The sequence below is a fragment of the Rania fehmarnensis genome, assembly GCF_056494185.1.
Genome location: NZ_CM151398.1, coordinates 2,915,072 through 2,940,871, shown reverse-complemented (window position 1 = coordinate 2,940,871; position 25,800 = coordinate 2,915,072). Strand labels below are relative to the sequence as shown.

The window sequence follows — 25,800 nt, the reverse complement described above, 5'->3', positions numbered from 1 at the left end:
GGCGCCAGTCACTATGCTAGGGCCCTTACTCAACCGCTGGAGGGTAAGCGAATGGCTAGCGGCTTCATTGGAAATGAAGTGCCCCGTAAGGGGTTGCGGGTTCGAGTCCCGTGCCCTCCGCCTTCACGTAGCCGCGTCTCTCCGAGACGCGAAACTCGTTGATTCGCCACCACATGACAAGAGACGCCTAAGCCTGACCCCCGGTTAGACTTACGGCGTTTTTTGTTGATTGCGAGTTCTTTCATAGTGGCAGTTTGTGCCACGTTAGGACGCGTTGCGCCACCGGAAATGCAGCGCCCGTGCAGCGCACTATCTATTCTATGTGGAGGCCCGCCATCCGTGGACGCGCGTTGGTGAAAAATGGATCGGCATTAGAAATCGATCGTCAACGATTCCCGACTGATTAGATGGCCCTGGCTGAAATGAGGCGGTTCGATGATCCTCAGCGATGCTAACCATGGCGGAGAATATCACGATTTCTTTTCATTTCGTCTTTGAGTTCCTGTCGAAGTGAGTCGCACACCAGTTCGCAAATTTGTTTAACGATAGGGTCCTTCAGTTGATAGTACACAAAGGTTCCTTCTTTGCGTCGCAGAAGCAAGCCCGCTTTAGCCATTGCGGTTAGATTCTTCGACACATTGGCCACCTCTTGTCCTGTTTGATTAACTAGCTGACCAACATTCAATTCTCCGCCGTCAATCAGACAATTCAAAATCGCAAGTCGAGTCGAATCGCTTAACAACCGAAATTTCTCGGCCATCAACGTCAGGATCTCTTGCGGCACTGCCTTGCGTTTCATCATTCTTTTTCGTTTCTCTTTGTCATCGCGACGAACGATCACTAATGGTTCGAACCGCTACGCATTGTTGTAGAGTTGTTGCAATAAGTCATCCTGACTTAAAGCTCGATGAGGAAGATCAATCGCTCGCGAGCGACTCTCTCGTTTCGGAGCGATGACTTGCTTTTGTTGAAGTGACGTAAGCATGGCCTCGTGAATCGATGGCTTGACAATCTCGACATTGCGAACGCCTCGAATACGGCACACCAAATCATTCGGTTCGCCTTCCCGCTCGCAGCCAGCGACGGAGTAAATCGCGTCGGGAGTAACCTCTTTGCCTTTCACCTTCAAGCTTCGAATTCGATTTCCAGGTGAGGCTTTGGCTTCGAACTCCATTTGCAATCCTGTCACCCGTGGCCCCCAGCCCCCTGAAAGCTTCCAGGGGTCTCTTGAGAATACAAGTTCAAGTTCGTCCTCCATGTAACTGCGAAGCTGCGAGCCCGATATCTGGCCGCGCTTAATACGAGTGTCCAATGGTAGTAAGTCCCAAAGGTCTCCTTCGGTTAAAACCCCAGGTACGATGGGAGGTGCGAACCGAAAACCGTTCGTCATCCCTAAGTCCGCCCCACCAACTTCCTGAACGATGTCACTGATCAGATTGTCCGCATTGGTTTCGAAGACGTCGTATCGCATCACATCGACCTCCGTTGTGCACACCGCCTTCCGTTGACGTCTGCGATGAGGAAGTAGCAATCGATCAACTATGTCCTTGACACCAAGATGCTCCGCAAAGTCAGCTTCGTGGATCGGGATCAATTTGAACTGATGATCCGCGATCCCTTTTGATCCATCTAGAGTTAAGTCTAGTCGGCCGATAAACGATCCGTTGGAACCTGCTTCCACTACGAGGACGTTTCCTTCTCGAATCACGCTTTCGGTTCGCTCATGCGTGTGGCCCGAAAGCACCACATCGAGTTCGGGGTTTTCTCTCGCAATTTGCCGCGAAGGAGTCAACCCAGCGTGAGTCACCGCGACCAACAAATTGGGTCGTTCATCGCGACGGATTTTCTGGAGAAAGTCGCGTAGCCCGGCCATGCGAGTACTATCAAGCCCTTCAACTTGCGCGGGAGGTTGACGTTTGGTTGTCGTGGGATCAGCGATGCCCACAAACACAACACGCACTCCTTCTTTCTCAAGCTTGACATATGGCTCAAACAACCGCTTGCCAGAACGCTGGTCATGAAAATTGAACGCAGTCACGTTGGCCTTGAGTTGCCCCATCAGATTTAGGAACGTTTGCGGTCCATAGACGGGCTCCCAGTTCCCAGGCACAAACACGTCTAGTTCAAGTGCATTGCTAGGCTCGATCATCACTTGTCCCATCGACCAAGCGGCTGGACCAGACCCTTGGATGAGATCACCACCATCGACTACGAACACTGGTCCAGTGGCACTCGATCGTTGTTGATCGATCGCGGTCTTCAAGCGAGCGAAGCCACCCATCTTCGTAATTGGTGTTTCTGACCTAGGCATATACTCCCAGTGCGTTTCCAACTGCGCATGAGTATCAGTCAGGTGCAATAAGGTCACTTTTCTCATCGACTGTGCCGCCAAAACATTGCGCGGTTGAACAGATGCAATCGCTGCAACTGCAGCCGCGGCCTTGAGTAAGTTGCGACGTGTAGTTGACATCGTTAGCTTGCCTTGTGTGTCGAGTGAAACTAAGTGCATACAGCATGAAACAGATGTACGTGCTCACAACTAAACAAGAGCAAACCCCGAGCCTCGATTTCAATAAGTTCTCTCAAACGCACCGCACAACAGGAGAAAACTGCTGGCACACTCTTTGCGTGTTCAGTTGATTAGTGGAATACGAGTTACCGCAGAAGCTGGAGCAGCAAGAAATGGCTGATGTTTCAGTATTCGTCGAAAGATCAATGCGGTGACAGCGTGCTTTGTGATCGTCGACCGACCAAGACGATACATCTCCGTCGCGTAAAATACTGGGTCTATGGTGGAAACATTTTTCAAAAGTAAGTCCTGCATGATCTTTGGTGCAGGTATTTTCGTCGTACTCCATCCGCAACTGACACCACTTATCGAGAGTTGGGGAAACGAGGGGGAAGCTCACCTTTCCCTCTGTGACTTCGACTTCTCCATGGTTATGGGGCGCTGGCTTGGTCATTGCTGCCTCAATCGCTCTTGCTATTTCACAACGACTTAAGCCTTCGCAGTCCTTTAACTCAGAGGTTCGTCATGTCGCTGATTCTTGAAACTATCCAAACCGAAGGAATTGCGGAGCTCTCTTACCTCATCGGAGACGACAGTTCTGGTATTGCAGCGGTCATCGATCCGCGTGCTGATGTAGAAATCTACGCAGAGCTAGCTCGGAAACGAAAGGTGTCGATAACTCATGTCTTTGAAACACACATCCATGCCGATCTGGTAAGCGGGGCTCGTGAATTGTGCAGTCGTGTGCAATCCGCGAAGGTTTATGTCAGTGTGGAAGGGGGCGCGAAATATGATTTCGAGCATGTCGCCGTTCACGCTGGCGATGCTTTTGAATTCGGCAAATTGATACTCACCGCGCGACATACGCCTGGTCATACTCCTGAGCACATGTCGTACGAAGCGGCTGAAGAAAAACACGCACCTAAACCATGGGGAGTCTTCACTGGCGATTCACTCTTTGTCAATTCGGCGGGTCGGCCCGATCTCATGGGCAGCGGATTAGCCGAAGAGCTTGCAGAGTCACTTTACGATACTCTCTACGACTATTACTTGAAGCTCGATGATTGCGTGATGATCTATCCTTCTCACGGACACGGCTCGCCATGTGGGGCTTCGATTGGTGATAGGCTTACCAGCACAATCGGCTACGAACGAAAGTTCAATCCGTTCTTGCAATATGAGGACAAGCAGAGCTTTAAGGAATACGCATTGTCCACAGCGCCACCTGAGCCGACTTACTACAAACGCATGAAGAAACTCAATGCGAAAGGTCCTGAGGTACTGGGTAATCTGCCACAGGTTCGTGGCCTCCCACCCAAAGCCTTTTGTGAAAAAATTAAGCAAGGCGATGCGACACTAATCGACACGCGGTCGATGCTCGCTTTTGGTGGAGGGCATATCGAGGGAGCCGTCAATATCGGCGGGTCTCCAGAACTATCGATTTGGGCGGGGTGGATAGTCAATCCCGATAAGCCAATTTTGCTTGTGCTTGAAAACGACAACGAACTCAAAAAGGTCATTCGTCTGTTTATTCGAGTTGGCTATTCCAACTTCGCGGGCTATCTCGTCGGTGGCATGAAGTCGTGGGACAACGCGGGCATGCCGATCGTCGAAGTCAACCAAATGTCAGTTCACGAGCTCCATCGTAGCAGGCAGGACTTGCAGATCGTAGATGTTCGATCGCCCGACGAATGGAATGAAGGGCGTATTCCAAACGCAAAGCACATTTTCTTGCCGGAGCTCGAGAAACGTTCTAAAGAGCTGTCGCAGTCAAAGCCTGTGGTCCTCTACTGCAATAGTGGCTATCGCGCTAGCCTCGGGGCAAGCATTGTTCAGCGACTCGGATTCGACGCGCACAATGTGCCGGGCAGTTGGCAAGCTTGGTGCAATGCGAAGTACCCCATTGAGAATTGACTGTTGCGTGATGATGGGCTGCTTGTAGTTTTTAACGTCGTTTCGGGAATCGATTATGACCAACCAATTCAATCTAATCTTGCTTGCACAGACCGCCGGAACTGACCCGCTGCAATACTCCGGTGCGGCTTGGTCGCCGTATTTGGTCGGTGCGCTCATCGGTGTGCTTTCGATGTTGACGTTCTACTTTTCGGACAAGCCGATCGGTGCGTCGACGGCCTTCGCGCGGATCGCGGGAATGATCGGCAAATCCGTTGCTCCGCGACACACAGAATCACTCAAGTACTACCAAGACAATAAGCCCGTAGTCGACTGGGAAGTCATGCTCGTTCTGGGAGCCATTGTCGGCGCGTTCCTTGCCGCTTGGCACGGTCAAGAATTGACGGGCCAAGTGCTTCCCGAAATGTGGGCAGCACGGTTTGGCGAAGACTCGGTGGTGTTGCGGCTTGGCGTGTCAGTGATCGGAGGCGTGCTCATGGCCTTTGGTGCTCGGCTGGCAGGTGGTTGCACAAGCGGGCATGGCATAAGCGGTTCCATGCAGCTTTCTGTAGGTTCATGGATAGCACTCATCGGATTCTTCGTTGGTGGAATCGCAACGGCAATGCTCATGTTTCGTCTTTAAAAGATATAGCTTTCATGTGGTTTAAGATCCGAATAGAAGAAAAGACACAATGGAACGTTCAACGCAGTTATCCAGCGACGAGTCACCGCTCGCCAAGATCGAGTCTAGTGGTCATGGCGATTCAAAGAAGCCGACGTTCACTACCCAATTGGCTTTGGGCCTGATTTTTGGAATCCTATTCGGTTTCCTTTTGCAAAAAGGTGGCGTTGCGAAGTTCCACGTGTTGATCGGAGTTCTTCTGCTTGAAGACTTCACCGTAGTGAAGGTCATGCTTACCGCAATCATTGTTGGAAGCATCGGGGTCTTCTCGATGAAAGCATTGGGACTTGTCAATCTTCACATCAAACCGACTCGCTACGCTGCAAATACCCTTGGCGGGCTTTTATTTGGTGTTGGCTTCGGACTGCTTGGATACTGTCCAGGAACCGGTGCGGCAGCTATTGGCCAAGGCAACTGGGACGCGATTGCCGGAGTTGTCGGTTTACTAATTGGTTCGTATTTGTTTGCCGAATTCTCGGCAAAGCTCTCGTCATCGCTGCAAAAGGTTGGAGATCGCGGAAAGCTAATGTTGCACGAATTGGTTGGGTTGCGATTGCCTACCTTCTTATTGATCTTCTTACCGTTACTGGCAATTTGCCTCTTCGCAATCGGACAATTTGCCGTTCGATAGCTACCCAACGAGGATTTCGATCATGCACAGGACATTTTTTGGATTCGTCGCTCTACTTAGCTTCAGTCTTTTCGCTTCGAAGGTTGATGCTTGTCCCTTCTGTAAATCTGAAACAGCCGAAAAGGTTTGGGCGGGCATCTTCAATGACGACTTTGGCTATCACCTATTCGCCTCGTTGGCACCGTTTCCAGTGCTAATCGCTATCTTGCTAGTCATTTATTATGGACCACCGACGGGCATACACAAACTGCTAAACATGAAGACACCACAGTCTAAACCCAAGTATCAATACGTGGAGATCAGAGAGAACCATGAGTAGTCATGAATTTAGGAACGATACCAGTACGACGCGTCGACCGTTGATCGCTGCAGGAACGGCGATGGGAATTGGAATGGGAGGATTCGTCGATGGCATTATGCTGCATCAGCTTCTGCAAATTCATAACATGCTTTCCGCAGAGTATCCGACACGCGGCATCCCCAACGATCAGCTTGTGGTTAACCTTGAAATTAACATGTTCTGGGACGGTCTTTTCCACGTCCTCACATGGGTTATGACTGCCATTGGAGTTGCTCTTCTATGGGGAGCTGCCAAGAACCCCAATGTTCCGCTGAAAGGATCCACATTCGTTGGCTCGCTCATCTTGGGTTGGGGGCTCTTCAATTTAGTGGAAGGTATTATCGACCACCATATTCTCCACGTTCACCACGTGACGGAAACCGCCGACCATTTGATGTGGGATCTTGCATTCCTTGGATCGGGAGTGGTTATGATCGTAGTCGGTTGTTTTGTGATTGGACGCAAAGATGTGCATCGATCTCCGGATAGTGCAGTGGTGTAAGCAATAATGCGGCTGACGATACTGCATACAAACGATCTCCACGGCCACCTTTTGCCTTGGAAAGGGTGGAAGGGAAGCCTTCAAGGCAAAACAATAGGCGGACTCACTGCATTAGGCGGCGATATCGGAAACATACGCCGGGAGGTAGGCGAGCAATGTTTACTGCTGTTTCAATTGTAGCGCAGCGGTGTCGGAACGAGCAAAGCAGAATTGTATGCGACAGCTATGTCCATTTCTGGCCGGCTGGATCGGCAAGCGAAACAAGCTGCTCAACGGTCTTTTTGATGTGCTCAGGCAATGCTGTCCAAGCGTCGATTACCGTCAGTAATCCCGGGTCAATTGGGCGCTACGTTAGTTTATCAGACTCTGCAGTGTTAACTCCTCGATCGACAGGCCGGTCGCGTGGCGGTTGGGCACCAGGCCCAGGGGAGTGATCATTGTGATGAAAATAGGTCTGGTCACCTTCGTTCTTTCGCGAAACACGTTTACCTTCGATTCCAGCTCCTGTGCATAGGCTTTTGTGATCACGTAGGGATGCATGCTGAACTTGGCCTCGACTAAATTGAAGCACCGATCGGCGCGTTCGATCAATAAATCGATTTGTGCTCCTGGCTCGGAGCCACTGGACTGATATCTCCACGTTCCGGCACTGCTTTGTATACCTGAGATGCCGAGCGAACGTTTGATTTGGTCAAGATGTTTGAAACATAAATTTTCAAAAGCATACCCACACCAGTTATCGAATCTTCTGCCAGTTGCAATCTGCAGCCAATGAGCATCAGATTTTGAGTTGACCATCCAAGTCCAATAAAAAATGGAAAACTCATCAATCAAACGATAGACCGTGTCCTTGGTCTTTTTGTTCCATGATGCGGTTTCTTGCACGAAGCCGGAGAGCACCAGGTCTTCAATGGCCTGAGTGACCCGTCCGCCACTGGTCAGCTTGGCTTGCTTGATCAACTCATCACGCATCAATCCTTTCCATGAAGTTGCCAACGCTTTAACGATGTACTGATGCATGGAATCGCGATCGAACAGGGCGGTTAGCAACGAGTCGTACTCTTCGCGTAACATGCCGGTCGGTCGAAAGCACAACCCATCCGCTGGTCGCCTCCCGGCCAAAGTCGAATACGGCCAAATCTCGACTTAAAAGTCGCTTTTGGCCAATTCCATCAGCTGAATGCGGCCAAATCTATGTTGGAATTGCCGCTTCTGGCCACCTAGATCGATCGAATCGCGCCTTGTCGATGATTCACGGTCGGCCGAAGCTTTAAGTCGCCAGAGAAGGCAAAAGGCAATGAAGCCGGGCAAGCGTAGCCGGGCAGGGCAGAAGTCAATGATGTACCATTTTAGATAAATCGTCCGCGCTAGCGCATCTATGATTTGGTATCTCGGCATATTGGAACGCCCATGACAAATACAAACCTCTCCAGCGGGCTGCTGGTCTTGGCCTGGCTAGCGCTCGTTACTTCAGTGGCTCAGGCTCAAGACCCAACCGCTCTCAAACCGACTGACGGTCGATTTCGACTATTGGAAGTGCTGCCCGAAAATCAGACGCTGCCGGCTCGTCCTGAGAACTGCACGGAGGATGTGCTGTTCTGGCGGTACTTCATTGGTGCATCCACTGCGCCTGCTTTGCTGATTGCGACCAGCGTAGACAGTCGACAAGTGTGGATCGACTCGGACCGAGATGGCCTCTGGCAGCCAGTAAAGCCCGGGCCCGCTCTGATCGCTCAAGTTCAATCAAATCAGAAGGACGCCACTGCCGCTGCCTGGCCGACGCCCGCAACCACACCGGTTCAGTTCCACTGCGAATACAATACGGGCGTGTGGAGAATCGCTTCTTTGGCGATGCTGGAAGGGCGACTGATGTTGGCTGGACAAGAGGTCATGTATGTGTTGCGAGATGAGAATAGCGATGGGCGTTTCGAAGGGGCTGACGACATCATTCGAATCGATCTCAATAACAATGGACAATTTGAAAACTTGCGCGAGTCCTTCCCGCTGGCGCGCGGCTTTCGATTTCAAGGCAAACGCTATGTGGTCAAGCTCGATCGCCAGACGAAACAAGTCGGTGTGGAAGCAATCGAGTCCACCGGCCAGGCGGTGGTGACCTTTGACGGCTGGGAAGTGTTAGAGAATGTGCCCACCAAGTTTCACATTACTCTGCAATCCGATAGCGGTATTCAAGCGGTGATCAATAGTCTCCAGCCGCAAGAGTTGCCGGTGGGGAACTATCAAATCTACTCAGCCAGCCTCGATTGGGACGGCGATGAAAAGTGGCGCATGACCTTCGAGCGCTTAGATGCGGCCCAATCGAAGAGCTATGAGATCAAAGCGAACGAAACCACTTCCATCCCAGTTTTAGGTTCGTCGGGCATTAGCGGCGAGATCGTGAGTGAGAGTCAACTCGATAATCAGTTCCACTTGCGGATTCAACCGATGATGAAGACCGACACGGGGCTGTACTTGACTCGGGCCAGCTATGGACGCGCACAAGCGACACTCGATGGTATGCTGGTCGCCACGGCCAAATCGAACGATAGCCGACAAACCGGTACCGAGTCGCCTGGTGATGAAAAGACGCTCACGACCGCTTCGACTCAGTTTGCTTGCGGCACTTTTTGTCCAGTCGATTTGAAGTGGAAGGATCTTCCAGCAACGCACGTTACACTCTCTTTCGACTCTGGACCACTGGCTGGCATGATGACCGGCAAAGTCAATCTGAAGAAAGAAAAGTAGATGCTCCGCGTTGCTTTCCTCCTCTTGGCCTGCCTCACCAGTGCTGCCACGCTCGCTCAAGAATCACCTGCTATCCGCGTTGAGTTTTTTGGAACGGTGCGCACGGCCGAAGGTCTACCAGTAGCCGATGGTGAAGTCATCTTCGTAGCGCCATCCAAAAATGTATGGACCTGGTTACCGGCTGCCGAACTGGCTGAGCGCATTACGGCAACTACTCAAAGCGTAACGACCGATGCCGCGGGCAATTATCGGATGACGATCGATCCACATGACACTCAATGGCTGCAAGCGGGTGAGGGAGCCATCGTGGCGCGGAGCCGGAATCACGAGTTCGCCGTATTGCCCTATAAGCTTTCCAGAGGACGCATCGATTTACCACTGGATATCCAACTTGGTAAACCCAGTGTAAAGAGCTTACGCATCTTGGATGAAGACGGGAAAGCTCTGCCTGAAATCGACGTCGTACCGGCGACCATCGGCCGCTCGGACTTGCCCAGTAGCCTCGCCGAGCAATTTAAATCGACCAGCAACGCCGAAGGCTGGGTGAACTTGCCCGCGTTAGGGAATCAATTACATGGTGTTCAAGTAAGCAGTAGCAAAATCGGCCGACAATTCCTGTTGGTCAACCAATCCGAAGCAGGCGAGGCTAGCGTAACGGTACGCAACGCCAGGCCTCGTCGCCTCCGGTGCAAAACCATAGACTCGGTCAATGAGGACGATATCCCGCGCATCAATTGGACGCTAATCAGTTTTCGACTCGTCGGCCAACGAACTCAGTTTTCGGTACAACAGGTCACCACCGAAGGCACTCAGCCCGTTATGACCGGTCCGCTGAGCGAAGGGACGTTGGTTGCGGTCAGCGACGCAGACTCTGGGCATGGCTGGTTCGCATCCGAATCCAGCCGTGAATTACCCGATACTCAAGATGAGCTGCTGATTACTGTCCGGCGTGGTGTCCAGGCCACAGGCCGAGTGATCTCTGCCGAAGATGGCCAACCGTTGGCCGGTATCTCGATGCAAAACTCGCATACGGCGCGCAATGTTCTGACCGATGCCAATGGCGAGTTTGAAATGTGGCTCAACAGCCTGGTCGATAGCACTTATCCGATCGATCCTTTGAAAGAGTATTTCTATCCGCAAGCGTTCTATGCGCGGCCTGAACAGGGGAACGATCCTCACGCAGGAGTTTTCAAGACGTTTGAGTTAAAGCGCAGCTCGCCAGCCGTTGGCACCGTGCTGAATGACAAAGGCGAGCCCGTTGTCGGTGCTCAAGTGACCTGTGAATACAATCAAGAGCGGTTTATCAACAGCCAGAAGATCCAGACCGATCGCCATGGCCTGTTTCGTGTTTTCGAAATTTCGGAAGGTACACCAGTCAAGTTAACGGTCATCGATCCAGCAGGCGTAACCGAAGCCCCCATCGAATACACCATCAACATCAGCGAGTCGCCGACCATTCGACTCACTCCGCCCCAGCCCAAGCAGTTTCGCGGACGTATGGTTGATAGCAGTGGCCGACCAATAGCAGGGGCCAAAGTTGAAATTCAACGTGCTAAGCTACTGGTTCCCGGTGAGTATCGCGGCTCGGATTACACGTTCGAGAATGCGTTTGCCAATCAAGCTGCCGACTCAGCCTCGACTACCTTTACCACCGATAGCTTTGGTTGGTTCGAATCGAACGAGTGTCTCGATTGGCGACACGAATTCGCGCTGAAGATCACGCATCCGCAGTATGCAGACAAGATTAGCTGGATCCGCCAAGTCGACCAATCGCCACCAGAGCAGGCAACGTTTGACTTTGGCGATGTCTCACTCACTAGCCGGTCGGCGCCTCAAACGATTCAAGTGTCCGTGAAATCGCCGGACGGTCGACCACTCCCAGACGCGCAGGTGGTTCTGTTGCAAAGCAATAGTTTTGGTGGATATGCCGAGACGTCTGCCGCTGGCGTGGTTGAGTTCTCAGCCAAACAAACGCCTGGAGTTTTGGCTGTCCTGTTTCAACAGAGCGTGGCTTTTCGGGCTGTGGTTGCAGACGAAGCCCACGTAACCGTGACTATAGACTCGAGCGCGCAGTCGCCAGCCTGGCAACCGCCCATGTTCGATCTCGCTCAGCGACGCCAGATTGTCCGCAAACTGCTCGACAAGTTTGAAATGGCGCGCACATTGGACTTCTCGCAAGGGCAAGATGGTTTAGTCGTGGGAGTTCTCTCCGGAACTGTGTTCTGCAATCCAAATTCTGTTCTTCAGTTGGCCACCACCAAACGCCCGGCGTTAGAAAAACGCCGCGATGCCACCGGCTATGCGATTGATCGCATCATCCGTCGTGACGCGCAGATGTGGCCTACCTTGTCGCCACTATTGCCTATGGAGATACGCAGTTCGTTGTGCATGCTGGTGGTCGAGAAAACGAGCGATCTGGCCCTGCGCGATGAGCTACTGCAACAATGCCTGAATGATGCCCGCAAGATGGGCGGTGCCGAAGGTGCCATGGGGGCTGGAGCTGTCGCCAGGTTCCTAGTTGCGCAAGCTGAATTCGATTTAGCCCGGGATATAGTTTCCGAGTTCTTCGAGTCGCAACGCGACGACTTCCTGGCCGCTGATGCACAGAAGAGCAAGCGTGGTGTGGCTCGCTATTTCTATCCACAGCTGGCGATCGTCGATTTCGAGTTGGCTTGCAAACTGATCTCGCAACATGCTTATCCCGATGAAGTAGTGGAGTTGCAAGACCTGGCACTCTGCTATGCCGTCATGACTGGGAAGTCCGATTGGGAAGCGGGCTTAAAACACCTGGGGCGTAGTTCGATCGCCGGTTCGCAAGCCGCGCTGGTGCCCGGAGTTTTCTATCGCACTCCGCTGCCATCGGAATCGTTTGTGCAGTCGCTGCAAGCTCAGATCCCGAGCGCGCGGCGCCGCGGCATTCTCTGGCTGTTAGCGGCAGTCGCTGTTCCAAACGCCGATCAAGTGGTTCGCCAGCGCATGCTTGGTCGCGGTGCCGATGCCTTGCTCGCCAGTCGTGAAACGGCCGAGACCAATTACTTTGAGACCTTCGCTTTCCATTTGCGAGAAATCATTCCCAAGTTGGCCGAAATCGACATGGCAGCTACGCGACGCGTGGTCTTTGCGTGCATGAAAGATCTATCTGTCTTTCGCGACGGCAGCAACGAATACCTGGCTGAACGCGCCAGCCTGGTAGCGGAAGCATTGCGTGGTATTGACCCTAGCTTAAGCCGCTTGATGATTGAACCGTTTCTCTCGGATCTAACCTGGCACTTACAAACGCGTGGCATCAGCGATCCCATGCCGCTAACCAGCGCCGCCAAAATCGATCCCCAATGGGCCGTCGACTCAGCGATCAAGATGATCGACGGCCAACTGCGCGATGACTTGATGAGGCAAGTTCAAACGCTGAATGCGGTTCTAGACGCCATGGATTCTGTGCCTATGTGGTAGCCTTAACGGGCCCCTGCCGCAGACTTTGGCTCAAGCGCCTCGTCTGCGACCTCCCTCAGCGTCGCCGGGGGCGGTGTACGGAGGGCGTTATGTCACCTCTCCCAAGCTTTGCTTGGGGGAGGTCGGAGCCAGCGTTAAGCTAGGCTCTGGGAGGGGGCTCGTTACCGAAGTGGAAGTGTTTGCAGCAGAATGCACCTCACACATTGTTTCGCTGCAACGAGTAACCTCGTCGTCTAATGGACATCGAGTCGATTTGGATCGGCGCAGCCGCTTGGTCGGGCCATACTGCTGTGTTGTCGACAATTACATTTTTCGGACTACCTCGCGTCCTATCTGCCTGTTCACGTCGTCCAATTCACTCTGAGTAAAGCAATGTTTGGGAACAATTAAGCTTTCAATCGAATTCAATTGACGCAGAAACCCAACGACCCCTTCGACGCTAAAGCGGCATCTCACAAACCTAACACGATTCACATTAGTGTCGTTCAAAACTTTCGCAAAGAGCACCAACTGACCATCGCCTGCCACAGCCAAGTAGCGATCTTGGTCTTTCCATCGAAATTCAATACAAGGTGAACAAGTGCGAAACAATACTTTGCCTGCACTATTGAGTGCATTGAGCTGTTCTTGATTTGAGGGCTCTCCTAGGTTTACGCATATCTCAACTGGCCCAAGCAATGGAACCTCTTCAACAATACCACCCCCCGCATCTTGCCATAGCGTTGTTGCGTAATCTACCGCCGTTTGGCGGCGCCAACCAAATGCTGCCAATAGTATCAATACCAAGAATATCGCTACCGTTGCTTTAGCAATTTTGTTCACGTCGGGATCCTGGAGTCTCATCGCTCTTCGGGGACATTAGGTGCGCTCCGATTGATGCACTATTCTAAGCAGAAATACAGAGTTCGGCCGATGCCATTGGCAGCGCCGGTGGGTGACATCGGCGCGGTAGGGTGCTGCAGTCTCAAACCTCACGCGCTCGAGGAGCGGGGGGCAGACGTCGGGTGTGAGGCTTGAGTTAGCGGGGCCGACCTGCCGAGGGACAGACACTTGACGAACACCGGGTCTGTCCCCGTGCGTTTATGGGTGACGCTATCAAAACGACCACGCGGTCGAAGAGCGGGGACAGACGTCGGGTGTGAGGGCGGATCGGCGGTGGGGACAGACACTTGACGAACACAGGGTCTGTCCCCGTGCGTTCATGGATGATGCTAGCAAAAAGTCCAGTGGTCTGTCCCCCGCGCTCACGCGGTCATGGGTGACGCTAGCAAAAAGCACAATGGTGTGTCCCCAGCTCACGCGCTCGAGGAGCGGGGACAGACGTCGGGTGTGAGGGGCTTGAGTTAGCGGGGCGGATCGGCGGTGGGGACAGACACTTGACGAACACCGGGTCTGTCCCCGCGCGTTCATGGGTGACGCTAGCAAAAAGCACAATGGTCTGTCCCCAGCGCTCACGCGCTCGAGGAGCGGGGGACAGACGTCGGGTGGGAGGGGCTTGAGTTAGCGGGCGGATCGGCCGGGGGACAGACACTTGACGAACACCGGGTCTGTCCGGGCTGTCCCCGGTGCGTTTTTGGGGGAGGCTAGCAAAACGACCCAGTTGTGTGTCCCCAGCGCTCACTCGCTCGAGGAGCGGGGGACAGACGTCGGGTGTGAGGAGCTTGAGTTAGCGGGGCGGATCGGCCGGGGGATCGGCCGGGGGACAGACACTTGACGAACACCGGGTCTGTCCCCGCGCGTATATGGCCACGCTAGCAAAAAGACCAGTGGTGTGTCGCCCGCGCTCACGCGGTCCCTTGGTGGCTGCAATCCATTACTTTTCCTTTTTGAGCGCAACTGGCCATGCTAGCGAATGATCGGGGCGAAATCGGGAATTTTGCACTTATAATGGGGGAACCCGAGGGACGTTCGACTCGTCCAAGAAACTCGTCTTTTCAAGTAGAATTTTTGGCCAGTCTCTGACTATCGAATAGCGTCCTGCAATGCCACCACGTAATAACAGACGCTCGCTTAAGTTGGAGCGTTTGCTCGAGCGGCAAATGATGGCTGTCGACTTTGCGCTGCTGGCCGATACTAGCACAGTGGAGCGTTCTACCGTCGGCACCTCCGGTTGGCTGGCACAGATTGGTGATCAAGTCGCGATGGGCGCCGGAACCAATGTGCCCGATCTCTGGCTGTTGGGGCCGACAGGTAGCGCCGACCTTACGCAGCTGACCGATCTGCAAGCCGTCGATGGCGCATTGGCCCCGACCGGCTCGGTATCGATCGGCGATCGAGTCGTTTTTCTGGCAGCCAGTTCACAGTTCGGTGCCGAGTTGTGGACCAGCGATGGCACTCGCAATGGCACTTACATGCTGCGCGATATTCACACCGGCCCCCAGACGTCCAATATCTACCTGGGGGCCCAGCTTGGCGACGATGTTTATTTCTTCGCCACCGATGACCAAGGTCGAGCTCTATGGAGGACAGACGGCACAGCCGAGGGAACCGTACGCGTGTTATCCAGCGGCGACGAGTCGGGACATCGCTTTGTGGGCGATGCGATGAGCCAACTTCAGGGTGATATCTACTTCACGGCTTTCGGTTGGACCGGTCCCTACCTGGCTCGTTATTCGCCGAGTACCAACTCAACGGAATCGGTTGCCAATCTCTCCCATCCAGCCGTTCTGAACCTGATGACGGTCAACGATCGGTTGCTGATCGTCAGAGAAACCGATCAAGGTACACTGCTCAGTTATCGAGCTGATGAAGGGCTGAAAGAAGTCTATTCGGGATCCCTCCGCCGAGAACAGCCAGTTGTCATCGAGGGTCATGCCTATTTTGCTGCAGAGCCAAATATGCTGTGGCAAACTGACGGCACAGCCGATGGCACCCGGCAGCTAATCGACAAGTATTATCCCTATCAGCGTCCAGGCGGTCCGGTGTTGGTGGCCAGCATCGGCAATCAACTGCTCACCGTGCGCGAAGGCCGATACACACTGGTCGATTTAGAGACCGACGAGCAAACCGATACCTTCGTTCCGTACGCTGGCCACCCGTTTTATACGCAGATTGTGGCTACGCACGAGCAGTTTTTGTTTTTCGGTCAAGTTGCTCCCAATGAACTGCGGTTGTACTCACTTCCGTTAGGCGCCAGCCGCGCCACCGCCGTGCGAGTGATCAACAATCCCTTCGCATTATCGGCCTTCTCAAGTTCGGGCCAACACTTTCCCCAATTGGTTGGCGATCGCGTCTTTTTTCCCGATCGCTTGCACGCCAATAACAGCGACGAAGATACAACTAAGTTCAATAGCACCGTACTCATGATGGAGTACGACGTGGTTGAACGACAAACCAAGGCCTTTGATGGTCAGCATGGAACGTTTGGCAGCGACATTACCATCATCGCCCAGTCGCCAGCTCAGACTTGGTTCACGGCTGCTCGCATCAATACGCCGTTAGAACTTTGGCAAACCGATGGAACACCCGCTGGCACCAAACGCTTAACGCTGCCCCCTGATATTGCGCAGTCTGCTAATGTGCGACACCCACAATGGATCAATAATCGCTTGGTCGTAACGGACCAGTGGAGTTGGGATCCTGTCAGCGAGACTTGGCACTCACGACCTACTCAATCTGTAGCAACTATCAGCGATATCTTTGGTGTCAGTGGACAACTCTATCAAGTCCGATTGGGTGAGCAGGGGCGGACTCTCTATCGACTGAATGAGAACTTGGAACCGGTTGAAAAGGTAGTTGATTTGACCGATTCTCGTCGGCCCTTGAACAGTGATACGTTCGATGTGACGCAGTTCGGTGTCCGGACACTCCTATACGATGGCTCTTTCTATTGGGAAACCGACGGAACGGCCGCTGGTACCCAACGCGTTAATCTCGGCGATGCACCAGCAGGAACGGCTGGCTTCTTCGGCGCTCCGATGATCGCTAATGGTGATCTGTGGATTGTCAATGGCAGCCGCGAATTCTGGCGATTGACCGATTCGTTCGCGACAGCCGAACTAGTAGGACAATTGCCAACCGGTATCGCCTCACTGAGCGGCGGCTATCAACCGCTCGGAGACAAGTTTGTCTTTCTGAGCAGGGATAGCAATCGAACGACACAATTGCATATCACCGACGGCACTGCAGCCGGTACACGCGTGGTGCTTCCGTTGGCAGACAGGCAAGAATCGATAGCAGCCAGCATTTATGGCGTAGTCAATGATCGAGTTATCCTGGTCACATCCAACAAGTTGAAAGGCCTGGACGTCTGGGCCAGCGATGGCACACTGGATGGCACTACACGTATTCTGCATAGAGCTGTAGGAAATGGTGGAACGGGCCCGTCGACGATCCATTTGTTACCCGATGGTCGCGGCCTGCTAAGTATTTTCACATCCGAGTATGGTCGCGAACTGTGGATTACCGATGGCACATCCTCTGGCACGGAGTTGTTCTCAGATATCGATCCTGGTAGCTCGGGTTCCAATCCAACGATCGCAGTTCGCGGTCAGAAGGTTGCGGCGGTCGCCTGGAGCGTGGCCCACGGAGTCTCCGAAGTGTTTGGAGCCGACTATCGAGACTTTGTTTCCGCTGACCCGCCAGCGTTCTACTTTATTCAAGAGAACCAGCCCGGCGCCATCGTAGGCAGCATCCCATTGGACAGTATTCAGCCCTCCATCGATCCGGATTCCGTGGTGGCGTATCGTTGGCACAACAATACCGATAGCGAAAAGTTTTTGCTCGACACGTCCACCGGCCAGATACGTTTGCGACCCGATGTAGCCTTGGACTATGAGCAGCTGATAGCACAAAATGCCGTACATGGTCAGCTGATCATCGATGTCGACTATGAAGATGAATTGACTAGCTTGATCATGACTCGGCCAGTTGAAATGAACTACGAAGTGCTTAATCGCATCGATCCGCCCAAGATCGACGACCAGGTCTTCGAAGTTGACGAAAACCAGCCAACGTGGACGTTACTCTTCACGTTGACTGCGGAAATGGAAGCCAATAGTCACGTCAGCTTCGAACGAACCGATGGCTTTCCGTTGGAGGTCGACCAGAACTCAGGCCGAGTATACGCCTGGATCAATCCGTTGGATTTCGAACAGCTCAATCAGCGGATCATGCGGGTTCGCGTTACTGACAACGTTACCGGCCTGAGCGATTCGGCCGACATAACAATCAAGCTGCGCGATGTCGATGAAGCTCCTCGACAGTACTTAGGCCTACTACCGATCGATGTGTTCTCCGAAAAGCAAACGATTGTGCCACTACCTGCCGACCTGTTCAAGGATCCGGAAGGAAAGGAGGTTATCTATTCAATTCAATCTGCCGGTGGTCAACCTTTACCCGATTGGATTGAGTTTACGCCTGCATCGCGTGAATTGAGGTTTGCCCCCGACCGAGTTCACATCGGGATTCACAAGTTCGAAGTTATCGCCATCGACCCGGCCGATCACTCTTCTAGGTTGGCCTTCGACGTGCGTGTGTTGGATGGCATGTACCCATGGCACAATAGTCTGATGCCTGCCGACGTCAATCGCGACGGGATCATCACGCCATTGGATGCACTGCTGATCATCAATCGCTTGAACACTCAGTCCCAATCGCAATTGCCCGACGACAATGCAGCGCTGGATAGCTTTTACGATGTCTCGCGAGATGGATTTGTGACCGCCTTGGATGCGTTGCAGGTCATTAACGCTCTGAACACTGGCAATATAACCGGTGAAGGCGAACTTCAATGGAGCAAGATTAAACGCTGAATGCTTGCTCCGCATCTGACCCACGCTTGACGCGTTCCGCTACCTTGACGAATTCTATTGTGGGCGGTCAGAATAGCGGGCATGAACAAGACTATTCTACTGATTCGCCATGCCCAGTCTGCCAACAATGCTCTGCCGGAACCCGAGCGTGTACCCGATCCGGGGCTGACAGAACTAGGCACGCAGCAAGCTGAACTATTGGCCGAGGGATTGGCGAGTTATCCAATTTCGCAGCTCTATTGCAGCCCTTTTCGTAGGTCGCTGGACACCACTCGCCCAACCAGCTTGCGTTTCGGTCTTCGTCCGATCATCAAAGCAGACATTTATGAACAAGGTGGCTGTTACAGTGGTTATGAGCCGGGCAAGTTGCGGGGCGAACCGGGCATGTGCTGCAATCAACTGCGCACCCACTATCCCGATTGGGAAATCGATCCGCTGATCGGTCCTCGCGGCTGGAACATCGACCGCGAGTACGAAACATACGAAGGCGTACGTGCGCGAGCCGCCTGCGTTTCCCAGTGGCTCAGCCAACAGTGGACGCCCCTGCGAGCCGATTCGATGGCGGCGCTGGTGATCCATGCCGACTTTAAACGTGTGCTCTTGGAAGAGATGCTTCAAAGCTCAACCTGGCCCAATGCGCATGAAGAGATTTGGAATACGTCGGTTTCCAGGTTGCGTTTCAACGGCAATGAATGGGAAATGCTGCAGTGGAACCAGGTTGGTCATCTACCGGTCGATATGCGCGTTGCGTAGCCACCGCTGCCAAGCGGTGGATTTCGCCGCCTCGAGAGTCCACCGTCTGGCGACGGTGGCTACCGGCTAACGCCCTCGGTTTAGTGGGAACCGGGGCTAACGCCCGCGGTTTAGTGGGGGAGCAGGGATTCTTCGATGCCGTGCTGGCGCATGCGTTTGCGCATGCGGCTCAGCTTGACGCGCAGGACGTCGGGATCCAGCCCCAAGGTTCGAGCGACTTCGACCGTGGAGTAGCCTTCGATGCGCAACGTGACTAGCTGCTGTTCGAGCGAATCGAGGCTGGCCATCCATACCGCTAGCTGCTCGCGCAAATCGGCTTCGGCTTGTGGGTCGCCGGTGGGAGTCTTTAGTGCCAGCAGGGCCTCAAGGGTGCCTTGCTGGTCGTCGGGCGAGTCACTACTTCCCGTTTCTCCCAGTCGCTTTTGACGTTGCAGGTGTCGCCAATGCCGAGCGGCTTTGCGGCGCACAATCGTCAATGCCAAGGCCAACAGATTTTGCGGTGTCGATACGTTAAATCGCTGATCGCGTAGTCCCATCATCAGACTGCGGTGGACCGATTGAACTAAGTCGACTGAGTCGAGATACGGTCTCAGGGCTGGGCCCAGGCGCAAGCGAGCCACCATGCGCAACTCGGGCTCGTACTGCTGGGCCAACTGAGCCATCGACGCTCGGTCACCCAGGCGCGCCGCGGCTAACAGGAGTTCAAAATCATTGGCTTCGACCATAGACTTACAGCTCAATTTTCGCATCGTCGATCTGAAAGCTAATCGCTATCTGATGTTACACTATTTCTATGATCGATCGTCAGCACACTTCAAAAGAATTTGAATCGCAATTGCGCAGCGCCTGCCTGCGGGTCTCGACCCTGGTCGGAGAAGGTCATGGGCAGCCGGCGCAGACCATTTTGTCTCAGTTTCCCGAGCTGGCGGCGGACGAAGAATCGGCTCTGGAGATTATCTACACAGAGTTTCAAGCGCTGGAGCGACTGGGGCAGCGGCCACCCACCCCACAATGGCTGGGAAACTATCCGCAACATCGAGCCAGACTCGAGCGTCTAATCAAGCTGCACGACTTGATGGACGAAAGCGATGCCGAAGTTGCCCGCGTTCCCCAACGTGTCAATTCAACCGACCTCGGCTCGATTGGCAACTACCAACTGCTGAATGAACTTGGTCGCGGTGGCATGGGTGTCGTATACCGGGCTCGACAGAAAGGCCTCGGCCGCCAGGTAGCCGTCAAGGTCTTGAGCGCATCGGAAACCAGCATCAGCCAACGCTCGCGGTTTCTGCAAGAAGCAGAATCGATCGCGGCCCTACAGCATCCGCACATCGTACAGATTTTCGAAATCGGTGTCGACCAAGGACGCGATTTCTTGTCCATGGAACTGATCGAAGGCGGTTCGCTCGAGAGCTGGATGCAAGGGCCAGAACGCAGCAACCACGAAATTGCTTTATTGATAAAGTATTTAGCGGAGGCCATTGGATTTGCTCACGCGCATGGTATCGTTCATCGCGATTTGAAACCGGCCAACGTACTGCTGACTGTAAATAACGAACCCAAGGTTGTCGATTTCGGCTTGGCCAAGCGCATGGATGACTCGGCCCGCGCCTTGACTCAAACCGGTGCTGTATTGGGTACTCCCCGCTACATGTCGCCTGAACAGGCATCCGGCGATAGTCGCGAAGTTGGACCAGCTTCGGATATCTTTTCCATCGGCGTCATCCTGTATCAACTGCTGACGCGGCAACTGCCTTTCAATGGCCAGAGCGCAGTCGAAACGCTTAAACTGATAGTCGAGCGCGAACCGGTGGCTCCTAGCAAATTGCAGCGCGCGGTTTCGCGCGATCTGGAGACGATTTGCTGCAAGTGTTTGGAGAAACAGCCTAAACAACGCTATGCGGATGCAAAATGCCTGGTCGACGACCTAACGCGTTTCTTAGACCATCGCCCCATCCTAGCGCGTCGCGCAGGAGTTTGGGAAAAGAGCTACCGCGCGATGGCTCGACATCGCGAGGTCAGTATCCTGGCGGCCGCACTCGTTTTATTGACTGGCGTCGGCCTATCGATGTTCCTCTGGCAACGCTCGACATTGCGGGCCGCGCAGCGCGAAGCGGATGCGCAAACACGCCTGGCGAGCGCTCAAGAAAAACGAGCGTCCGAGGCAGAAGAAGCCTACGAAGCCAGTCTCAAACAAGCCCGAGTTCTCTTGGGACGTACGACCGATATCGGGGTCAAGCTGGAGTACGAACCTGGCTTTGATCAAACACGTCGCAAAGCCTTCGAAGATGCCGTCAACTACTACGAAGAGTTCCTACAGAAACACGATAGCGATCCAGCCATTCGTATCGAAGCAGCGCAAGCAGCCATGCGTTCGGCTTCGCTCCATGCTGACTTGGGCCTGTGGACACAGGCTGAGGGGCGACTAAAGCAAGCCAATCAATGGCTGCTGGAACTTCAAGCCGAGCGCAATGCGCAGTGGCTGCGCAGTGACTGCCTCTTGCAACTGGCTAACGCCCAGCGTCGCTTGGAGCGGTGGTCGGAATCCGAGGCAACTTTCAACCAGTTGATCGACATGCTCAAACAGATGTTGACTCAGAATCCTTCGCAGGCCGACGCCATGTTGCGGCTGGCCAATGCGCAGGCCAATCTATGCACCATTCTCGGTTGGCAAGCCCGTTGGAACGAAGCGCTGCCTATCTATCTTGACTCGTTGGATCAATGTTTGAATGCAGCTCGCATCACTGCCAAGCTACCGACACCTGCCAAATTGGACCAGTCCAAGGTAGCGGCTGAGTTGGTCAAGCAGCGTGTCGATCAGTCGGCGGAGCTACGGCAGCGCTTGCTAAAAGAGCCAGCGACCGGAAATCGCTCGTTGCCGATCAATGCCTTAGCGGAACTGGCGCTGAGCCTGGACGATATCGCCATCACGTTAAAATCAAAATATGAGCCTAACGCGGCCGAGCTATGTTTGCGCGAAGCGTTAGCGCTGCGTCAATTGATCTTAGAAAATACGACTAACAATCGTTTCATGGAACAATACGCTGCCCGCAGCATGACGAACCTGGCGGCCCATTTGATCGCTACAGGCCGCGCGCCTGAATCACTCGAATTGCTCAAGCCCGCTGAAAAGCTGTATGCCAACCTGGTCAAGGATTTTCCAGAACGCATTAACTATCGCACTGAATGGGGGCGGAGTTTAATTCAGACTGCCCGCAGCCTTAACTCGCAGCAGCGATACGACGAAGCCATCCAAATCGCCAAACAAGCTGTGCTTGTTCAAGAGCAGGTTGTCGCGCAACACCCCGGCAATCAAGCGCTCCAACAAGAGTTGGCCAACAGCCTGGTACCGTTGGCTTTTGCCTATTATGAATCGGGACACGTAGCGGAGTCGAACAAGCAGTATCGGCGGGCCATGGAAGTTCGCCCGGAAATGGCCGAACCTTACAACAACTTAGCCTGGCAACTTGCTGTGGATACCCATTCAACCCCGGAAGAATTTACACAGGCCGTGCAATACGCCAAAAAGGCTGTGGATCTGGCGCGCAAGAACGCGAACTATTGGAATACGTTGACGTTGGCTCTTTATCGAAGCGGTGCAACCAGCGAAGCACTCACAGCCGCTGATCGCAGTTTGGAACTATCCAAAGGTGGACGAACTTCGGATTGGTTCTTCCAAGCCATGCTACAAGCACGACTGGGAAAAACCGCGGAAGCGCAAACCTGGTTTCAACGCGCAGAGGCGCGGCGGCAAGCAGAAGCTGCCAGCAACCGCGAACTCATTCAGTTTGCCAAGGAAGCTGCGGACGCCATCGCTGGCGCTGCAAACTAAAGACGTGATTGAGAAAGCCCACTAGCGATTATCTGACGAGCGTCCCGAGCACCGGAATCTCCCAGCGGCGGCCGTTACACGCCTGGATCATGCAATAGACGCTTAGCCCCAAGGTAGCCAAGCCAACCAGGCCCGAGACCAACGACGCCATAAATCCAATCAACGGTAGCATCGATAGCACACCCAATACGATGCATAACACAATCAGCGTGGCGGCCAGCAGAAGTCCCTGCCGCGCGTGCCATCGGATGAACTCGTCATCTTTGCGCACGAAGTATGGTATCAAGGCAAAGATGCCCAAATAGCTGAGTATGCACATGACCAATTCCGGCGAGCGCTGCGAAGTCGAAGTTGTCGTTGTCTGATTCATTGTCTGTTCCTGAGACGTAAGAGTGACCACAGAGGGAGATGGTTTTGGATGGCTAACCAACTCCCACTGATGCCCTAATGCCTGGAAAACGAAACACAATTTTTTTTCGAAGAACATGTTTCGTTGTGCGTGGCCAGTGGCATTAGACATAAACTCTTCCTCTCAACCATCGGCGAAATTCGCACGGAAATACTCATGTCAAGAATCACTTGGAAGGCACTGACTGGTCTGGCGAGCAGCGCAATATTAGCCCTCGGCTGTGGTCAAGCGCCAGATCAATCAACAGCAAAATCGAACGGTGAACAGACGGCTTCGACTACCACGGCTTCAGCCGCACCAATCCAAACCGAAAGGAATGTGGGTGCAGCAGCCGCACACGGCAGCGCGGTTGCCGAAGTAGATTCCATACCAAATGAAACGGCGACGGATCCTGCCAGCGGACTAGAAGCCAAAGCACAATCCACACCATCTGTTGCAGCAGAACAAATCAATGCCCCAACCCAGATCGCTGAGCCCTCAACCGCCCGAGTCACGCTGGAGACGATAAATCTTCAGGCACTTCCCAAGTTGAATCCCAAGCAGGAGCTCGAAGCTGGTCCTACCTACCTCTATTACTCGGCCACTGCCACGTTAGAGGATGCCAATAAGTTCTACGAGAAGCTGTTCCAAGATGCGGGCTGGCAACCGGCGACTCACTTGGTCACTTCGAACGATCAGTACATCGATCGCCTGGTCACCAAAGATGGTTACTATGTCCGTCTGGCCATCAGCACCGGTGGCACACCTGGCGAGATTGGAGTCAACATGAGCTCGCTGGGCAACTTCGACGTCCGCACTCTGCCGCAGACTAGCGACGCGGAAGTACAAGAGTCGACCGCGGTGATGGCCGGTCACAAATCATCTCTCAACATCGAGGATGCAGCCGATGCACTTAGTAAACAGATGATGGAGGCTGGCTGGCAAATCGTCATCGATATGGACTCGCCGATGGTCGATGTGCCGCACTATCGTTCGGTGCGTTTTCGCAAGCAAGCGATCCGAGTAAATATGGGACTGGTTAAAGACCCCAACAATCCTGCCGATAAAATCTCGATCTTCTATCACGCCGAGTCCGTCATTCCGATGGATATTCCGACTATCGATCACCGACAACCACTGCGCATGGACGCGATGGCCGGCCGCTGCGCGCTTGCCTGGGAAGGCAATCGAGCGACCATGGTCGCGCTACTTGAGAAACACGGCGCATCCTTGGGTTGGCAATTCGTCAATCAACCAGCTTATGTGGACGAAAAATCAACCGCACTGTATATCCGTACGTTGCCGATTGAAACCTATGGTGACTCGACCGTGGGTTTGGCCGCACGTTACATAGAATCCCAAGGCAAGTATTGGATCTCACTGGAACGCAGCGTGTTACCGAAATCCAAACCGGCCACGGAAGAGACAAACAATGATGCAGCGGCCGGCAAAGTAGCCAGCGCGCCAGATACACCTGCCGAGGATGCGGCCTCCTCTACATCCCAACCAACCGCGGTGGACTTGGAAATCGCCAAAGCCCAAGCCGCTGCCGACGAATTGATTAGCCGAGAACTTTCCAAAGCGCTCGGTTCGCTGGGTAACAAGCCTGCAGACATGCAGGCGTTACAAGCGCAGGCTGCCCAGTTGCAAAGCAAGATGAGACAATTGGATGCCGAAGATGCTGCCAACCCAGGCCGATCAAACGAACAGCCCAACCTTTCGTTTGACGTGCCCGATGATCAAGAACCCGCCAGTGATGCCGATAAGAAGATTGCAACTAGCGTCTGCCGCGTACAGTTCGGTGATAAAGAATATGTACTGAAACACTGCCTGGCACTAGCCAAGCTCGAAGATGGTAGGGCGGCCAAGATCATCATGTTCAGCAATCAGCCTCTGGCGCAAGCCGCGGTTGAAAAGAAGTTCTTTGCCAAAGAATCAGTCAGCATGTTCGACGCTACGGGTAACACCCATCCGTCAGCCACCGTCGAACTCCTAATTCAGGGCGATTCAATCAACCTGAACATGTATGTCGATGGTCTGTCTTACAGCACAAATTCTAGTCATATGGCATCAACCGTCCGGTTGCATCGTGGACAGCTAAAAGGGCGAATCACATTGGACGAACCATTTAGCGTACAGGAAAAATCATTAAGCTTTGGCGCTGATATATCACAGGCCATCGCCAAACCATAGTCTCCTTTCGCTCCGCGAAAGGCAAAGTTCAAAGCAGGTTCAAAACAGGTTCAAAGCAAAGTTCAAAGCAAAGTTCAAAGCAGGTTCAAAGCAAAGTTCAAAGCAGGTTCAAAGCAAAGTTCAAACATGTTCAAA

At 53.6% G+C, this 25,800-nt stretch carries 17 protein-coding genes and 1 tRNA gene; 12 read left to right on the top strand and 6 right to left on the bottom strand.

Translation table 11 applies throughout. The annotated features are described in order from the left end of the window. The first annotated feature begins 38 nt into the window (after positions 1–38). A tRNA-Ser gene (locus SH573x_RS09910) sits at positions 39–120 on the top strand. 331 nt (positions 121–451) lie between these two features. On the opposite strand, the gene SH573x_RS09905 is transcribed toward SH573x_RS09910, so the two are convergent. Next, complete coding sequence (locus SH573x_RS09905; protein WP_479354617.1) at positions 452–841, bottom strand: ArsR/SmtB family transcription factor; 390 nt, start codon at positions 839–841, stop codon at positions 452–454. A gap of 15 nt (positions 842–856) precedes the next feature. Then, complete coding sequence (locus tag SH573x_RS09900; RefSeq protein ID WP_479354616.1) at positions 857–2,470, bottom strand: bifunctional metallophosphatase/5'-nucleotidase; 1,614 nt, start codon at positions 2,468–2,470, stop codon at positions 857–859. 564 nt (positions 2,471–3,034) lie between these two features. Here SH573x_RS09900 and SH573x_RS09895 point away from each other — a divergent pair. From SH573x_RS09895 to SH573x_RS09875, 5 genes are read left to right on the top strand one after another with little or no spacing between them, the layout of a single operon-like run. Beyond that, positions 3,035–4,423, top strand: coding sequence for an MBL fold metallo-hydrolase (locus SH573x_RS09895; protein WP_479354614.1), 1,389 nt, complete (start codon positions 3,035–3,037; stop codon positions 4,421–4,423). Between the two features lie 55 nt (positions 4,424–4,478). Continuing rightward, positions 4,479–5,045 carry a YeeE/YedE thiosulfate transporter family protein gene (locus tag SH573x_RS09890; protein WP_479354612.1) on the top strand — a complete coding sequence of 189 codons (567 nt, stop codon included), beginning with the start codon at positions 4,479–4,481 and terminating at the stop codon, positions 5,043–5,045. Between the two features lie 49 nt (positions 5,046–5,094). Next, positions 5,095–5,715, top strand: coding sequence for a YeeE/YedE thiosulfate transporter family protein (locus SH573x_RS09885; protein ID WP_479354611.1), 621 nt, complete (start codon positions 5,095–5,097; stop codon positions 5,713–5,715). A 22-nt stretch (positions 5,716–5,737) separates the two neighbouring features. After that, positions 5,738–6,034, top strand: a complete 297-nt coding sequence (locus SH573x_RS09880; protein ID WP_479354610.1) for a hypothetical protein — start codon at positions 5,738–5,740, stop codon at positions 6,032–6,034. Continuing rightward, positions 6,027–6,557 (top strand): DUF2243 domain-containing protein, encoded by a 531-nt coding sequence (locus SH573x_RS09875; RefSeq protein WP_479354608.1) that lies wholly within the window; start codon positions 6,027–6,029, stop codon positions 6,555–6,557. Before SH573x_RS09880 ends, SH573x_RS09875 begins: the two co-directional genes overlap by 8 nt. A gap of 351 nt (positions 6,558–6,908) precedes the next feature. Here the strand turns inward: SH573x_RS09875 and SH573x_RS09870 are convergent, their stop codons facing one another. Continuing rightward, positions 6,909–7,631 carry a hypothetical protein gene (locus SH573x_RS09870; RefSeq protein WP_479354606.1) on the bottom strand — a complete coding sequence of 241 codons (723 nt, stop codon included), beginning with the start codon at positions 7,629–7,631 and terminating at the stop codon, positions 6,909–6,911. 336 nt (positions 7,632–7,967) lie between these two features. Between SH573x_RS09870 and SH573x_RS09865 the strand changes: the two genes are divergently transcribed. Next, positions 7,968–9,299 carry a hypothetical protein gene (locus SH573x_RS09865; RefSeq protein ID WP_479354605.1) on the top strand — a complete coding sequence of 444 codons (1,332 nt, stop codon included), beginning with the start codon at positions 7,968–7,970 and terminating at the stop codon, positions 9,297–9,299. After that, positions 9,300–12,749: a hypothetical protein gene (locus SH573x_RS09860; protein ID WP_479354603.1), complete on the top strand. Its 3,450-nt coding sequence runs from the start codon at positions 9,300–9,302 to the stop codon at positions 12,747–12,749. Positions 12,750–13,052: 303 nt separating this feature from the next. Here the strand turns inward: SH573x_RS09860 and SH573x_RS09855 are convergent, their stop codons facing one another. Next, a complete protein-coding gene (locus SH573x_RS09855) occupies positions 13,053–13,571 on the bottom strand; it encodes a hypothetical protein (protein ID WP_479354601.1) in 519 nt (172 codons plus the stop codon). Between the two features lie 1,160 nt (positions 13,572–14,731). On the opposite strand from SH573x_RS09855, the gene SH573x_RS09850 reads away from it, so the two are divergent. Together SH573x_RS09850 and SH573x_RS09845 are read left to right on the top strand one after the other, a co-directional pair. Continuing rightward, positions 14,732–18,502 carry a dockerin type I domain-containing protein gene (locus SH573x_RS09850; protein WP_479354599.1) on the top strand — a complete coding sequence of 1,257 codons (3,771 nt, stop codon included), beginning with the start codon at positions 14,732–14,734 and terminating at the stop codon, positions 18,500–18,502. An 81-nt stretch (positions 18,503–18,583) separates the two neighbouring features. After that, complete coding sequence (locus tag SH573x_RS09845; protein WP_479354597.1) at positions 18,584–19,255, top strand: histidine phosphatase family protein; 672 nt, start codon at positions 18,584–18,586, stop codon at positions 19,253–19,255. Between the two features lie 110 nt (positions 19,256–19,365). Here the strand turns inward: SH573x_RS09845 and SH573x_RS09840 are convergent, their stop codons facing one another. Beyond that, positions 19,366–19,980 carry an RNA polymerase sigma factor gene (locus SH573x_RS09840; protein WP_479354595.1) on the bottom strand — a complete coding sequence of 205 codons (615 nt, stop codon included), beginning with the start codon at positions 19,978–19,980 and terminating at the stop codon, positions 19,366–19,368. A gap of 68 nt (positions 19,981–20,048) precedes the next feature. Between SH573x_RS09840 and SH573x_RS09835 the strand changes: the two genes are divergently transcribed. Next, positions 20,049–23,084, top strand: a complete 3,036-nt coding sequence (locus tag SH573x_RS09835) for a protein kinase domain-containing protein (RefSeq protein WP_479354593.1) — start codon at positions 20,049–20,051, stop codon at positions 23,082–23,084. Between the two features lie 28 nt (positions 23,085–23,112). Here SH573x_RS09835 and SH573x_RS09830 read toward each other — a convergent pair whose 3' ends face one another. Then, positions 23,113–23,454, bottom strand: coding sequence for a DUF4870 domain-containing protein (locus tag SH573x_RS09830; RefSeq protein WP_479354591.1), 342 nt, complete (start codon positions 23,452–23,454; stop codon positions 23,113–23,115). Positions 23,455–23,649: 195 nt separating this feature from the next. On the opposite strand from SH573x_RS09830, the gene SH573x_RS09825 reads away from it, so the two are divergent. Next, on the top strand, positions 23,650–25,665 hold the full coding sequence (locus SH573x_RS09825; protein WP_479354589.1) for a hypothetical protein: 2,016 nt from the start codon (positions 23,650–23,652) through the stop codon (positions 25,663–25,665). Positions 25,666–25,800 lie beyond the last annotated feature (135 nt).